Here is a 13,654-nt window from a genome sequence, read left to right as displayed (position 1 = left end):
CGAACATCCCGCCACCTCCCCAGTCAACTAACGCAAACGTAGGCGGAGCTAATCCTAACGCGCTTACCCACCATCTAAGGGCGTTGTTTGGTTTAAGCTCCCGGTTTGCCCCTCCTCCAAAAGTTGGTGCCGGGACGTACAACATTGCCCATAAGAGCAGATGTCACCTGTGACCAATCACCGGTAGCTTCACGATGAAAGATGCCGCAAAGCACGTCGCGCTGAGCCGCAGTTTTCGGTGAAGTGAGACAGTAATTCTAGCGCAACTGACTATTGGCAGGTGACGCTTAGAAGGGTTGGGATTGGTATGGTTCTGCGTCATGATCCTGGTTTTGTAACGGGAGTGCCACGCGTCAAGGCGTTGTCGGCGGTAAATCTAGCTCAAGGCGAAATCCTCACCGAGCAGAACAATACCTGTCTGCATCTCATCTCTTTCCGCCAATTCGCGCTACCAGACGCGCGAGCGTTGGCAACTCTGGTGCACCGAAGCGTCGCGCAGCGACGAGCTTGAGGAGGCGTCATGGAGAGGCCGACATTCAGCGTCCTTATCAACAACTACAACTACGGTCGCTTCGTCGAACGGGCGATTGACAGCGCCTTGGGACAAGAGGCGTCCAATGTCGAGATAATCGTCGTCGACGACGGCTCGAGCGACCAGTCGCGCTCTGTTCTCGACGGCTATGACAAGCGGGTGGCGGTGCTTTTCCAGGAGAACCAGGGACAGGCCGCAGCCATAAATGCTGCTGTGAAGTTGAGCAGTGGCGACATCCTCTGTTTTCTCGATGCCGATGACTGGTGGGCGCCAGGCAAGCTGTCGGCAACCGCCGTTGCTTTCCACTCCAATCCTCAGGCATCTCTTGTTTATCACCGACTTCAGCCAACGCAGACCGATGGCTCACCAGCCTTCAAGCCAATACCTCGGACCCTGTGTTCAGGAAATTTGTCGCCACTGCTCGCCAAATCGGCTGGTTGGTGGCCCTTCCCGATGACATCAGCCATCGCTGTAAGACGCAGCGCGTGGGATGCTGCAGGGGATATTCCCGAGCAGTTCCGTATGTCTGCCGATGCCTGGCTCACAGGCATCTATCCATTTCTCGGGGGCGTTGTCGCCTTGTCGGATCCACTCGGGTTCTATCGGATTCACAACAATAATTGGTATCGGCCAGTCGATGACGCCGCCATGCTGCGGAAGCGGATGGCCCATTGGCAGGCGACGGTTGAAGCGACGAACCGGTTTCTTTCCGCGCATGATCTGGCGGGAAGGCTGCGTCTGACTGATCACTATCCGTACCGGGTAGCCTCAGCCAGGCTGCAGGGCGCCGATACACGCACCCGGTTCAGCCTCGCAGTGGAAGGGCTCTTTTTCGCCGGAGAACCAAACTTGCTGAGGCGGACGCGTGATGCATTGCGCACAGCCTACGACTTGCCTCGACTTGGTCAGGATGTCGGCGTGTCGGAGTCTGCGGGATGAAGGCGCTGCTGCTGGTTTCCGAACTGGAAGACTACACCATCTCCTTCGCTAGCGGCGTTGCGCGACATGCGCATGTCGTCCTCGCGGTTCCGCGCCGGCGCTACGCACACCTTGCTTCATGGATCGATCCGGCTGTCGATCTGCACCTCATGGACTGGCCAAGGCACCGCTCGCTCTCCAATCCCTGGTTCCTGCACCAACTCACACGTCTTATCCGGCAGGAGCGGCCGAACGTCATTCACCTGCTGAGCAACTCGACGCTCTGGTTGAATTTTGCCGCGCCGTTCTGGCGACCGATCCCGATCGTGACGACCGTCCATGACGTGGAAGTGCATCCCGGCGATTCCGACACCCGCACGCTGCCCGCCTGGGCTCCCCAATTGATGGTGCGGCAATCGGGCCATGTCGTCGTCCATGGCGAAGGGCTGAAACAGATGGTCCTCGAGCGATATTCAAAGTCGCCTGATTGTGTCCATGTCTTGTCGCATCCCGCCATTCATCGCTACGCGGAACTCGCCCGGCGGCACAAGATGGCGCGGCGCGGCGCAGATGGAACTTTGCGCGTTCTGCTTTTCGGACGGATTTTTGCTTACAAGGGATTGGAGCATCTGATCCGTGCCGAGGCAATGCTCAAGGACCTGCTCCCCAATCTACGCATCACGGTGGCAGGCCGCGGCGACGATCCGCGGATCTTCCAGCCCCTTATGGGGGACGCTACTCGCTATGATATTCGCAATCGCTTTATCGAGGATATGGAGGTCGCCCAGCTCTTTCTGGATGCCGACATCGTTGTCCTTCCCTATACGGAAGCCTCTCAAAGCGGCGTCCTCAATCTTGCCGCCGCATTTGGCAAACCGGTTATCGTGACGGATGTCGGCGAATTGCGAGCCACCGTTCTGCCAAACGGACTGGGAATGGTGGTTCCACCCGGGGATGCGGAACAGCTCGCGACAGCCATACGGACACTGGCGGAAAACAGCGAGCTCAGAAGCAGCTTCGGGATCAACGCACTCGCTTGGGCTACAGGTCCGAATTCGCCGCAACAGGTCGGAGCACAGGCTGCGGCCGTTTATCGTAAGGTGGTCGGGGCATGCTGATGAACACGCTCACGGATGGAAATCGGGTAGCGACGCGGAACGCAGCAGCAACCGTCCGCCACTACGTCCCGGGTGGTTGCGAAAACGGTGGCGGAATTGGCAGGCTCGTCGGCTATATATCGAACACGGCAAAGGAGGCCGGCGAAACACACCTCGTCACCGACACTAGAGGGTCTCGGTGGTCCTCCGTTGCGTCGCCTTTGCGCGTGCTCGGCGCCGTCTTGATGATGGCGAAGGACCGGATAATTGCTCCGGCACGCATTCACCATATTCATGTCGCGGGTCGCGGCAGCACCGCAAGAAAACTGATCCTGACCGAGGCTGCCCGTCTCCTCGGATGCTCTCACATATTGCACCTGCACGACTACGACTACGCGCGCGATTTTGCCGCACGCTCGCCACGTCAACAAATGCTTGTACGCCGGATGTTCCAACATGCTGACCAGGTCGTGGCACTGGGCCAGCGCGACCGCATGACGCTTACGACGCTTCTCGGCGTGGATGAGCGCCGCGTAGTCGTCATTGGCAATTGTGTGCCCGACCCCGGACCGCGCAATGTTCATGTCGGCGAGATGCCGTTGATCATATTTCTCGGCCGGCTGAGCGAACGCAAAGGCGTTCAGGAGCTTCTGCTTGCCTTAAGTCATCCGATCATGAAAGAGCTCCAGTGGCGAGCCGTGCTGGCAGGCGACGGACCTGTGGAAGACTACCGGCGTCAGGCTGCCGCCATGGGACTTTCAGATCTGGTGAAAATGCCGGGCTGGCTTGGCGCCGACGAGGCGCGGGCGTTGTGTACACGGGCAGATATCCTGGTCTTACCTTCGCATGCCGAGGGCTTGGCAATGGCTGTGGTCGAAGGGCTTGCCCATGGGCTCGCCGTCGTCACCACGCGCGTCGGCGCGCATGGCGAAGTCATCTCCGACGGTGAAACTGGCGTCTTCGTACCTGTCGGAGACAAGGATGCCCTGGCTGCGGCGCTGGCTAAGCTCGTCACCGACCCGGAAGTCCGCAACTATCTGTCGGCCAAGGCCCGCGCTCATTATCTCAATAATTTCAGTATGAAGGCTTACATGCGATCGCTGGACAAACTCTACGACGCTATCTCCGCGCAACCTCAAACAACGGCGGGTGAACGATGACTATTTCGACTGTGCCGCCAGACCGCAACACCTCGCTCTCATCGATGCGCTACGATCCCCGGCTTCAGGTAGAGACCCGTTCGGACGAAATTGATCTGACGTCAGGCCTGCGCCTTATTCGGCGACGGATGGTCATGATAATGGCCATCATCACGGTACTTATGGCGGTTGCCGCAACCGTGATTTCGGGATTGAAGCCGACTTATCATGCCGAGTCCCGGCTGATCATCCACACGCCTCTGGCGACGAAGCTCGGCACCGACGAGTCCGGCCGCAACGATCCGCTGGACGCCACATCTGAGACCGAACGGCTTCTTTCCAGAAGCATCGCAGAGCGGGTAATCCGCGACCTGCGCCTCAATGAATGGCCGGAATTCAATCCGGCGCTGCAAGAAATCTCGCCTATCGACAAGATCCGATCAATGCTTCGCGGTTGGGTCGACAGTGAAAAACCGTCCCTGCCGGTACGGGACAGCATCGAGCCCATAATCCCGAAGTACTACAAGGCCCTCCGCGTTTGGCGCGATGGCCAGGGTGACGTCATTCAGATCGGCTTCGATGCGAGCGACCCCGAACTGGCCGCCTCGGTCCCGAACCGGCTCATCAGCATCTACCTCGAAGAACGCAAGGACAGTCTGCGTGGTCGAGTGGACGCAGCAGAAGAATGGATTCTGCTGCGCATCGACGAACAGATGGGGCGCGCCAAGGCAGCACGCGATGCCGCCGACGGGTACCAGAAAATTATGGACGTCGCCTCAAGTGATGACGATCAGGTTGAACAGATCAAGTCGATCATGGAGTTGGGCGAGCGGCGGACAAAAATCGAACAAAGCCGCGTTGAAGCGAGAGCAACGATATCTGCACTCGAAGCGGCCGACGACCCCTCGCTCGCCCTGCAGAATATGGTCATTCCCGACAGCATTGGCGCAATGCAACGCGAGCTTCGTGCGCAGGAGCAAGATCTCGAGCGCCTTCTCGAGACATATGGCAACACGGCAGAATCCGTGCTCGACACGCGGGCCAAGATCCTTAAATCCCGCACCGATCTCAGCCTTGCGACTGATCGATATCTCCAATCGATACGCGCCAAGCTTGCGGCGCTCGATCATGAGGACGACGCAGTCCGGTCGGCATTGGCGGCCGCTCATGAGAAACGCGCTCGCTCCACACTGGCGCAAACCGAGTTGGCCCGACTCGAGCGCATGGCTGACAAAGAGCAGACGGCACTGGACAAGCTCGACGAGCAGCGCCGTGGCCTGGCTGCGCAAGCCATGTTGCCAGGCGCGGAACTGGAAGTCTTGTCACCGGCCGCGGTGCCGCTGGCGCCAACGGGACGCGGGCGGCTTTTCTATTTGATCGGCGCCCTTTTGGCTTCGGTATCGATCGCGGTGACGGCCGCTTTCGTGGTCGAGATGCTGGACAACTCAGTCCGCAGTTTCGACCAGATGGCCGGAATGTCGCGCATCGTACCCGCCGGATTCATCCCGCACCTCAAACGGAAAGACCGGAGAGATCCGTCGATGCTCTTCGGGAGCATCCAAGACGGGATGTTTGACGAAGCAATTCGCTCCGTGATGACTTCGCTCAAACAATCTAACGGCGGGAAACTGCCAAACACGATTGTCGTGACGTCGGCTCACAGCGGAGAGGGCAAGTCGCTTGTCGCCAGATCCCTGGCAATCGATCTCGCCGCCAACGGAATTCCGGTGCTGCTTGTCGATGGCGACCTCAGACTCGGAAATCTCGACTCGTTTTTCAAATCAGAGCTAAAGCAGGGGTTGAACGAATTCCTGTGTGGGCAGGCGGGATTGCGTGACATCATCCATCACCATCCAAGCGGCATCGACTTCATCCCGGCTGGCAATGCCAGTCTCCATCGGCGCGTCCGTTTGACTGATGCAGCTGACATCGTGGCGATGGCCGCCTCACTGGGCCAAATCGTCATCTTCGACAGCGCGCCTGTGCTCGCCTCGGCTGATACGATGCATCTGACAGCGTTAGCAGAAAGAACGCTGGTGGTCGTAAAATGGGGAAAGACGAGCCGTCGGGCGGTAGAGTTTTGCCTACATCAGCTGAAGACCGCGCGCAACGCAGAGATTGCCGTTGCCATAAATAACGTCAATACGAACAAACACGCCATGTACAACTTCCGCGATTCAGAACTGTTTGCGAGCTCACTGCGGAAGTACCACGAGTTCACGTGAGTTCGAACAGCGCGTGTCCGCCTGATTCCGCCGAAATAAATTACGGAGACCGCATGAAAAACGAAAATAAGGTTGCACTGGTTACAGGCATAACAGGTCAGGACGGTGCGTATTTGGCCGAACTGCTCCTGGAGAAGGGCTATATTGTTCACGGCCTCAAGCGACGCTCATCGTCCTTCAACACCAGTCGCATCGAGCATCTATACGAGGATCCCCATGTCGAAAATCCTCGCTTTATTCTGCATTACGGGGACATGACCGATTCAACGAACCTCATCCGCGTGGTTCAGGAAACGCAGCCGGACGAGATCTATAATCTCGCCGCACAGAGCCACGTTCAAGTCTCTTTCGAGACCCCGGAATATACGGCTAACGCCGATGGAACCGGCACCCTTCGGCTACTTGAAGCCATTCGCCTCCTGGGGCTGACAAAGAAGACCCGCTTCTATCAAGCATCGACCTCAGAGCTCTACGGCAAAGTCCAGGAAGTCCCGCAGAGCGAAACGACACCTTTCTACCCTCGATCACCCTACGCTGCGGCCAAGCTCTACGCCTATTGGATTGTGGTCAATTATCGCGAGGCATATGGCATGCACGCCTCGAACGGCATTTTGTTCAATCATGAAAGCCCGATCCGCGGCGAAACATTCGTGACGCGCAAAATCACCCGGGCGGCTGCGGCGATCCATCTTGGACTGCAGGAAAGGCTTTATCTCGGCAACTTGGACGCCAAGCGCGACTGGGGACATGCACGAGAATATGTCCGTGGCATGTGGCTGATGCTGCAACAGGATGAACCGGAGGACTATGTCCTTGCGACCGGCGAAACGCACTCGGTTCGTTCCTTCGTTGACAAGGCCTTTGCCCAGGTGGGCATGCCGATTGATTGGCGTGGGAACGGAGTTGAGGAAAAGGGATACGACAAGACATCCGGTCAGTGTGTGGTGGAGATCGATCCCGCTTATTTCCGCCCGACTGAAGTTGATCTTCTGATCGGCGATCCGACGAAAGCGCACACGAAGCTTGGTTGGAAACATGAGACCAGTCTTGATCAACTGATTGCGGAGATGGTTCGCGCGGATCTGAAAGTCATGGCACGAAATGTTCCGTCGGTCGGTGTAACCAAAGGTTTTGCCCATGCCTGAGGTGATCTACAGCCTTACCAGAAAGAGGGTCTATGTCGCGGGCCACCGCGGCATGGTGGGCTCTGCGATCGTGCGGCGTCTCGCTTCCGAGGGCTGCGAAATTTTGACGTCCACCCGCGCCGAGGTCGACCTCAGACGGCAGGACCAGGTGGAGGCCTGGATGAGTAAGCATCGTCCCGATGCTGTCTTCCTAGCTGCTGCGAGGGTCGGCGGTATTCTCGCGAACGCTACCTATCCGGCCGACTTCCTTTACGACAACTTGATTCTCCAAGCGAATGTCATCCACGCAGCCCATAGAACTGACGTCGAAAAACTGATGTTTCTGGGCTCGTCCTGCATCTATCCGAAATTCGCCGACCAGCCGATCGTTGAGGACTCACTTCTGACCGGATCGCTTGAACCCACCAATGAATGGTATGCGATCGCCAAAATTGCCGGATTAAAGCTCTGCCAAGCCTATCGCAAACAGCACGGTAGAGATTTCATCTCGGCCATGCCGACCAATCTTTACGGTCCAGGCGACAATTTTGACCTCGGGTCAAGCCATGTCATGCCGGCGCTCATACGCAAGACACATGAGGCCAAGGTCAGCGAGCAGCAAGAGATATGCGTCTGGGGTACGGGCACGCCGCGGCGCGAATTCCTGCATGTTGACGATTGCGCCGACGCCTGCCTCCATCTCATGAAAACCTATTCCGCCGAAAGTCATGTGAACGTAGGTTGTGGCGAAGACATTACCATTCTCGAATTGGCATACCTCGTCTCCAAGATCGTTGGTTTCGAAGGCAAGATCACCCGCGACCTCACCAAGCCAGATGGCACGCCACGTAAACTCCTGAGCGTCGACAAGCTCCGCAGTCTCGGCTGGTCTCCTAAGATAGGTCTGAAAGAGGGCATCGCAGATGCCTACCGCTCCTTCCTTGATGGCCATCATCTCGAACGCAGCGACAGAGCTGTGTCCAGCGACTTGATCGGTCAAAGCGACATCAGTTTCGAGAAAGCGAAGAGTTCGGCGCCGCACGCGCCCACGCTCTCGACCGTTGCGCATCATCCCTCGCCATAGGGAATTTGCACGAGGGATAACAGGGGTTTTGTCTCGGGGGGACGTACATGCTGGGACGGCGCAAATAATGCAGCCTGTAGAAATCAGGATTGCAGCGCTCATTTTCTTGATGGTCGTGTGGTTGATGATTATCGGTGCGGCGTTGGATTTTTTCGCGGTCGAAATGCCGATATCGCTTGTCGCGCTACTAGGCAGATAGTCCACATCGGATGACTCCACCGGGCCTTACCTTCGGCTGACCTTTCGGACGACAATCGCTGGAGTAAAGTCGACAGGCGAAGAGGAGCCGGACGGAACCCCGCCTCAGTTGATTGGCGGTTCCGCATCGATGTCACTGGGCGGCAAACCTGGCTTACCGAGCCCGAAGAACGCGCGCGCGGTCAAGCAAGCGTCATCCCCTGGGACGCAGGCGCGGCAGACATCAGGCCGAAGATCGTACACTTGACAGGATGTCTCTGAACCGACGCGACCGACCAATGCGGAGCAGCGCGCACCGTCGCAACGCATTCCTTGCTGGTTCGCAGCTACGAAATGCGCTGGCAGCAAATCGAGAGCAGCGTCGGTTTCCGTGGAAAATCTGGGCCAGGTCGGCGAATAGGAGCAGCAGGCTCCGCAGCCTTGGCAATTGAAATCGATCAATGATGTCATGGCCCGCTCCTACCACATAGGCCGCCAAGAGCAAAGCCTTCGGCTATGCGCTGAGCGAGCGCACCGCAGACGCGGCATCGACTACGTGAAATGGGCCATCGACTGCAGCGACGCGCTCGGCACGACGATGCTGAGCGGCCCGCGGCATTCGACGCTCGGCAAAATTCGGGAAGCCGGCCGAGCGCGGCGGAACTCAAGCGCTCGGTTTCCTCACAACACGCGATCGGCGATCATGCAGCAAAGCACAGCGTAATGATCGGGCTTGAGGCGCTGAATCGCCTCGAATGCTCTGTTCAACACGATGGACGATCTTGCGGCCCATATCGACGCGGTCGGACATCCGCATATCCGCGCCATGTACGACACGTTCCACAGCAAAATCGAAGAGACAGATCCAATCGGCGCGTTCACGCGAAACAGTGACCGCATCGTGCATGTCTACATTTTGGAGAACGACCGCCGCTTACCCGGCGGCAACATTCCCTGGGCAGAGAGGTTCAAGGCGCGACGCGCGAGCGGCTGCGACGGGTGGCTGACAATCGAGGCCTTTGGTCGAGCCCTCAAGGAGCTCGCCGCCGCGGCAAGGTCTGGCGCGACTTTTCCGAGACACCGGAAGCGGTCTATCGCCAGCCTGAGCCTCCTCGAAATCCCTGGTCCGACCCAAACATCTACATCCCAAGCCCCAAGGACTTGCCCCGCTTCAGCGACCGCTTCAACTCCATCTGCTGGGTGAGCTCCGCACGATGACTGCGATCGGCAAGGCGGGCAACCTGGCGGATCCGCTCGACGTCACCATCCTGATCAGGCCCAACGCGCTTCAGCTGATCCGCGAGATCTGAGGGATCGGCGCGACCGAAGCGCGTTTCGATCGCAGTAACGATGTCCTTTGCCTCGGCAAGCGCTCGACGACCCTCCGGTTTCCCGGCCAGTTGCTCGACGAACTTTGCCTTGTCGCTATAGGGGAGATCGTCGAGCTGGCGCAGCAGCGCCTCACTCCGGCGGCTCGGCCCCAGAACCTCGACCCCGTCCTGCTTTTCCCGCTTCCAGCGCTCCGAGCCGCATTCAGCCGCGAGGCGACGCTGCCAGGTGTTGGCGGATTGGCGAACATGCGAAGCCAGCGCATCGATCCGCGAAAGCGCGTGTTTGCGTTCAGCGTTGTCTCCGAACAGGCCGGTCTTGCCGGCGAGCGCGCCGATCGTCTCGGGCGAAGTGCTGAGTTGGTTGGCAAGCGCGACCGGATCTGCATTCTCATCCAGGATGCGGCCACGCAACACGTCCATGGCCGCTGGCGCGTCGTTGAACACTTGCGGCGCAAGCTGCTTTGCCGCCTCCCAATCTCGTTCGAATGCCGGCATCGCCTTTGATCGTCCGATCTCTTCGACACTCATCGCATAGGTCTTCACGGCCGCAACGAGCACGCGGCGTTCATCGTCGCGTTCATCGCGACGTTCATCGACATTGGGATCCTGGTGCGAAGAGCCGCCATCGGCGATGCTGCGCACTGCGAGCGGTGTCGGCGGCCGCAGTTCTTGCATTGGCTTGGGAACCGCCGTGTCCGGAATGGGCTGTATCCCTTTGCTGATTTCGTGAGATGCGACCTCACTCTCTCCCTGCCCCCGGCGATCCCCCATGCCGCGCCGATTGGCGAAGTCATGCGTATAGTCGAGTGTCGTCTCCTTGACGCCTGAGCGGCTCAGTGTCTCTGTCAGGGATCGCAGCGTCTTGAACGCATCGAGCCCCGCATAGAGCTGCACCGCCTCGCGATGACGGGTCATCGCCACGTAGGTCAGATGCCGGTCCATCGTCGTCGACGCGAGAACAAAACTCCGGTCGACGGTAGCCCCTTGCGTCTTGTGGATCGTCGTCGCGTAGCCGTGGTCAAAGGATTGGTAACTGTTCACCGGAATGATCACCTGGCGCTGGTCCTCTGGCGTCTGCGCCTTGCCGTCAAGCCGAACCTGTATTGCGTCCGGTTGGACGGCGATGACCTCGCCCAGCATGCCATTCTTGACGGCGAGATCGCGATCGTTCTCCAGAAAAACGATGCGGTCGCCACGTGCGAAGGATCGCTTCCCATTGCCGGTCTGGTAGGTGAGTTCCTCACCACGATCATCCGAGGTGCCGGTGCTTCTTGAGAGCTCACCGCGCTCCTGCAACCGAGCGCGAATGCCGGCATTGATCGCAGCCACATCTATCCGCCGATGGGCCATCGCAATGCGCGTGTCGTTGGGATGTGCCGATCGGTCAGCGACATAATCGGCAATGATCGCCTTCAGCGTTTCAGCGCGATCCGTCTTCAGATGAACGCTTCCCCGTGCCTCGTAGGCAGCAAGCCCGTCCGCAGTCCGATGCGAGGCAAAGTCGATCGAGGCCTGCTTTTGCCAATCGGTTCTTTGCCGTCGCACGTCCGACAATTGCGCATGACCGACGGCTTCGGCGATTGCCCGAAACGGCGCGCCCGCTCCGATCGCCTGAAGCTGTTCATGGTCGCCGACCAGGACGAGCTTGGCGCCGGCCCGTTTGACCTCGTCGACGAAGCGGGCGAGCTGACGACTGCCGACCATGCCACCCTCGTCGATGACGAAGACGTCGCGGGCATTCAGCCGACCGCGATTGGCTTGCCAGCTGTATTCCCACGACGCCAATGTGCGACTTGAGATCCCCGACGATTGCTCCAGTCCTTCCGCCGCCTTGCCGGCCAATGCCGCGCCATGAACGCGATAACCTTGCGCTTCCCAGGCCTGGCGGGCAGCTGCCAGCATCGTGCTCTTGCCGGCACCGGCAAAACCGATCACCACGGCGATCTGAGAGGCGCCGGTGACATGCTCGATCGCCTGGCGCTGTTCCGCCGACAGCCCCTGCCCGGGTGAAGGATTTCCCGCCTGTATCGATCTGTCCTGATCGGCGATGGCCGCATCGACATTGCGCTTGAAGACACCGTGGTTTTGGCGCGTCTTCATCGCAACAGTGGCTGTTGCCATCGCCCCTTCGATCGCCACCATCTCGACCGTCGAATAGCGTGCGTCGCCGTCACGGCCGCGAAGGCTTGAACTGTCGGGCCTCAACTCGACGAGAGCCTTCGACGCCATGACCGATGCAAAAGCATTCTGGAAGGTCTGCGCATCGTCGTTGATGGTGCGATGCAAAGCCCTGGCGATATCATAACGGTTGAAGACGCTTTTCTCGTTGGTGATGAGCTTCAATATCTCTTCGGGCCGCCGGCGAATGATCTCGGCATTGCGCTCGGCCGATTGCGGTGAGATGCGGACGCGCGAGACTGCCCCACCCTGGCGATTGATCTCAGTGGCATGCACACCGACATGTTCGCTCGGCTCGATCGTGATCCCGGCTTCCAGATGCGAACGATGATCGATACGGATATCGAGGCCGGCCCTCTCAAGGTGCGTGTTGGCAAGATGCTCCCACGCCTGTCTGAGATCCTTCAGCTGCAGCTGCGATGGCGGCAGGTGATTGGCGAGAAGCCATCTGTTTTCCCGCTCAAGCAGCGTCTTGTCGCCAAGACCGGTTTCCCTCACCTCACGCGTCGTCATCATCAGATGCGCGTGGCTGTTGCGGATATCGCTTGCCCCACCTGGCCGATGGATCGCGAAGTCGACGGCAGCGCCATAGCGATTGGCCAGATCTTCGGCAAAGGCCCGCGTCAGCACCAGTCGCTGGTCGGAACTCAATTCGTGTGGCAGGGCGATTTCGAATTCCCGGGCAATCCGGGCGTCACTTCGCTTCTCGGCACGCTCGGCGGCATTCCACAAGGCCGATCGCTTCATCGCCCAATAGGCGGAAGACCCAGTCGGCAAGACGATCTCGGCATGCTCGACACCTGTCCTGTTGCTAAAATCATGGGTTAGCCCATCACGCTCGTTCGTCAGCCGCTCGGCGGCACGATAGGCGGCGGACGCGACAGCGCTACGGCCAGCGCTGCGGGCGATCGGCTTCATGCTGAGATGATAGATCGCCATCGCCATCCCTTTGTTAGCGGGCTGCCGGCCCGCGCTTTGAGTTGCCCAGCAACTCGTAAGTGCGCCCTTGTGCCTTCGTCGCTTGGCTCCTTCGGGCACTGGTGGGAGCACGCGGCAATCTCCCGATGACCTCGTAAGCCGTTCAGCCCGTCGCTTCCACGCGCAGATTTGCGGGTTTCGAAGTGCCGCTCTTCGAGACAACTTCGATCCAGGCACGCCGGCGGCTGTGATCATCCGTTCATCGCCGCGGCCAATGGCTGAACAGGAACAAGGGAGAAATCATCATGGCGCGCAAAACCATCGGCGAGCGGCTGGCCCAGCTGGAAGCCCAGCGAAAGACATTGCAGATCCGTCTCGGCAAGCAGGAGCGCGCCATCGACACCCGCCGCAAGGTGCTGATCGGCGCACTGGTGCTGCATAGGCTGGAGAATGATCGCGATGTGCAGATCGGCGCAGGACTGGCAGCCTGGCTCAGATCCGAACTGCCAAAGTTCCTCACCCGCGATGGCGACCGGGATCTGTTCGACGATCTGCTGAAGCCGCGGGCAAATGAGCCGACTATCGGCGATATCGGCAACGGGAGTGCAACATCATGATCCATGCCAACGAGATGAACAGTGAGACCTAGGGTCGCTAGTCCGACTTAGGTCCGGCTTTCCCTCGGCACAATCGGGCCTAGATTGTCCTGATGCTTGTTGAAAGGACGTCAGGGAGGTTCTAGCAATGTTGCCGACTCCAGTCAGAACCTCCCTGATGAATTGCCAAGTCGCCGAACCGTGTTGGAAACGAACAATGCAAAGAGTCGGGATAAAGCGAAGACTTCCCTCCGCTGATGCTTGTGGTGAGCGGTCAGGAAAAGCACAGGCTGGCTCGATCACTCGGCGACGATGTCGATGCCCCGATTATCAGG

At 59.1% G+C, this 13,654-nt stretch carries 9 protein-coding genes and 1 pseudogene; 8 read left to right on the top strand and 2 right to left on the bottom strand.

What is annotated here, in order from left to right:
• The first annotated feature begins 520 nt into the window (after positions 1–520).
• Genes AC244Q_RS32590 through fcl form a run of 6 tightly spaced genes read left to right on the top strand, consistent with a single transcriptional unit; the run spans position 521 to position 8,119 of the window.
• Positions 521–1,471: a glycosyltransferase family 2 protein gene (locus AC244Q_RS32590; RefSeq protein WP_012760129.1), complete on the top strand. Its 951-nt coding sequence runs from the start codon at positions 521–523 to the stop codon at positions 1,469–1,471.
• On the top strand, positions 1,468–2,568 hold the full coding sequence (locus AC244Q_RS32585) for a glycosyltransferase family 4 protein (RefSeq protein ID WP_012760130.1): 1,101 nt from the start codon (positions 1,468–1,470) through the stop codon (positions 2,566–2,568). Before AC244Q_RS32590 ends, AC244Q_RS32585 begins: the two co-directional genes overlap by 4 nt.
• Positions 2,562–3,707, top strand: coding sequence for a glycosyltransferase family 4 protein (locus AC244Q_RS32580; RefSeq protein WP_012760131.1), 1,146 nt, complete (start codon positions 2,562–2,564; stop codon positions 3,705–3,707). Before AC244Q_RS32585 ends, AC244Q_RS32580 begins: the two co-directional genes overlap by 7 nt.
• Positions 3,704–5,911 (top strand): GumC family protein, encoded by a 2,208-nt coding sequence (locus tag AC244Q_RS32575; protein ID WP_012760132.1) that lies wholly within the window; start codon positions 3,704–3,706, stop codon positions 5,909–5,911. The genes AC244Q_RS32580 and AC244Q_RS32575 overlap by 4 nt, the downstream gene beginning before the upstream one ends.
• A gap of 53 nt (positions 5,912–5,964) precedes the next feature.
• Positions 5,965–7,056 (top strand): GDP-mannose 4,6-dehydratase, encoded by a 1,092-nt coding sequence (gene gmd, locus AC244Q_RS32570; protein ID WP_012760133.1) that lies wholly within the window; start codon positions 5,965–5,967, stop codon positions 7,054–7,056.
• Positions 7,049–8,119 carry a GDP-L-fucose synthase gene (gene fcl, locus AC244Q_RS32565; RefSeq protein ID WP_012760134.1) on the top strand — a complete coding sequence of 357 codons (1,071 nt, stop codon included), beginning with the start codon at positions 7,049–7,051 and terminating at the stop codon, positions 8,117–8,119. Before gmd ends, fcl begins: the two co-directional genes overlap by 8 nt.
• Before the next feature lie 303 nt (positions 8,120–8,422).
• Here fcl and AC244Q_RS32560 read toward each other — a convergent pair whose 3' ends face one another.
• Positions 8,423–8,767, bottom strand: a complete 345-nt coding sequence (locus AC244Q_RS32560; RefSeq protein ID WP_017997131.1) for a YkgJ family cysteine cluster protein — start codon at positions 8,765–8,767, stop codon at positions 8,423–8,425.
• 55 nt (positions 8,768–8,822) lie between these two features.
• Between AC244Q_RS32560 and AC244Q_RS32555 the strand changes: the two are divergent.
• Positions 8,823–9,514: pseudogene (locus AC244Q_RS32555) on the top strand (sugar phosphate isomerase/epimerase family protein); the annotation flags it as partial.
• Here the strand turns inward: AC244Q_RS32555 and traA are convergent.
• Positions 9,436–12,744: a Ti-type conjugative transfer relaxase TraA gene (traA, locus tag AC244Q_RS32550; protein WP_487764168.1), complete on the bottom strand. Its 3,309-nt coding sequence runs from the start codon at positions 12,742–12,744 to the stop codon at positions 9,436–9,438. The pseudogene AC244Q_RS32555 and the gene traA overlap by 79 nt on opposite strands.
• Before the next feature lie 284 nt (positions 12,745–13,028).
• Between traA and AC244Q_RS32545 the strand changes: the two genes are divergently transcribed.
• Complete coding sequence (locus tag AC244Q_RS32545) at positions 13,029–13,340, top strand: hypothetical protein (protein ID WP_012760136.1); 312 nt, start codon at positions 13,029–13,031, stop codon at positions 13,338–13,340.
• Positions 13,341–13,654 lie beyond the last annotated feature (314 nt).

It is taken from the genome of Rhizobium sp. CB2179, from assembly GCF_057653455.1.
The sequence above is the reverse complement of the archived record's forward strand: the minus strand, read 5'-3'. Positions and strand labels throughout refer to the sequence as shown.

What these genes read in the sequence shown, in the direction of transcription:
- AC244Q_RS32590 (WP_012760129.1), top strand. Translation starts at nt 521, where the DNA reads ATGGAGAGGCCGACATTCAGCGTCCTTATCAACAACTACAACTACGGT.
- AC244Q_RS32585 (WP_012760130.1), top strand. Translation starts at nt 1,468, where the DNA reads ATGAAGGCGCTGCTGCTGGTTTCCGAACTGGAAGACTACACCATCTCC.
- AC244Q_RS32580 (WP_012760131.1), top strand. Translation starts at nt 2,562, where the DNA reads ATGCTGATGAACACGCTCACGGATGGAAATCGGGTAGCGACGCGGAAC.
- AC244Q_RS32575 (WP_012760132.1), top strand. Translation starts at nt 3,704, where the DNA reads ATGACTATTTCGACTGTGCCGCCAGACCGCAACACCTCGCTCTCATCG.
- gmd (WP_012760133.1), top strand. Translation starts at nt 5,965, where the DNA reads ATGAAAAACGAAAATAAGGTTGCACTGGTTACAGGCATAACAGGTCAG.
- fcl (WP_012760134.1), top strand. Translation starts at nt 7,049, where the DNA reads ATGCCTGAGGTGATCTACAGCCTTACCAGAAAGAGGGTCTATGTCGCG.
- AC244Q_RS32560 (WP_017997131.1), bottom strand. Translation starts at nt 8,767, where the DNA reads ATGACATCATTGATCGATTTCAATTGCCAAGGCTGCGGAGCCTGCTGC.
- traA (WP_487764168.1), bottom strand. Translation starts at nt 12,744, where the DNA reads ATGGCGATCTATCATCTCAGCATGAAGCCGATCGCCCGCAGCGCTGGC.
- AC244Q_RS32545 (WP_012760136.1), top strand. Translation starts at nt 13,029, where the DNA reads ATGGCGCGCAAAACCATCGGCGAGCGGCTGGCCCAGCTGGAAGCCCAG.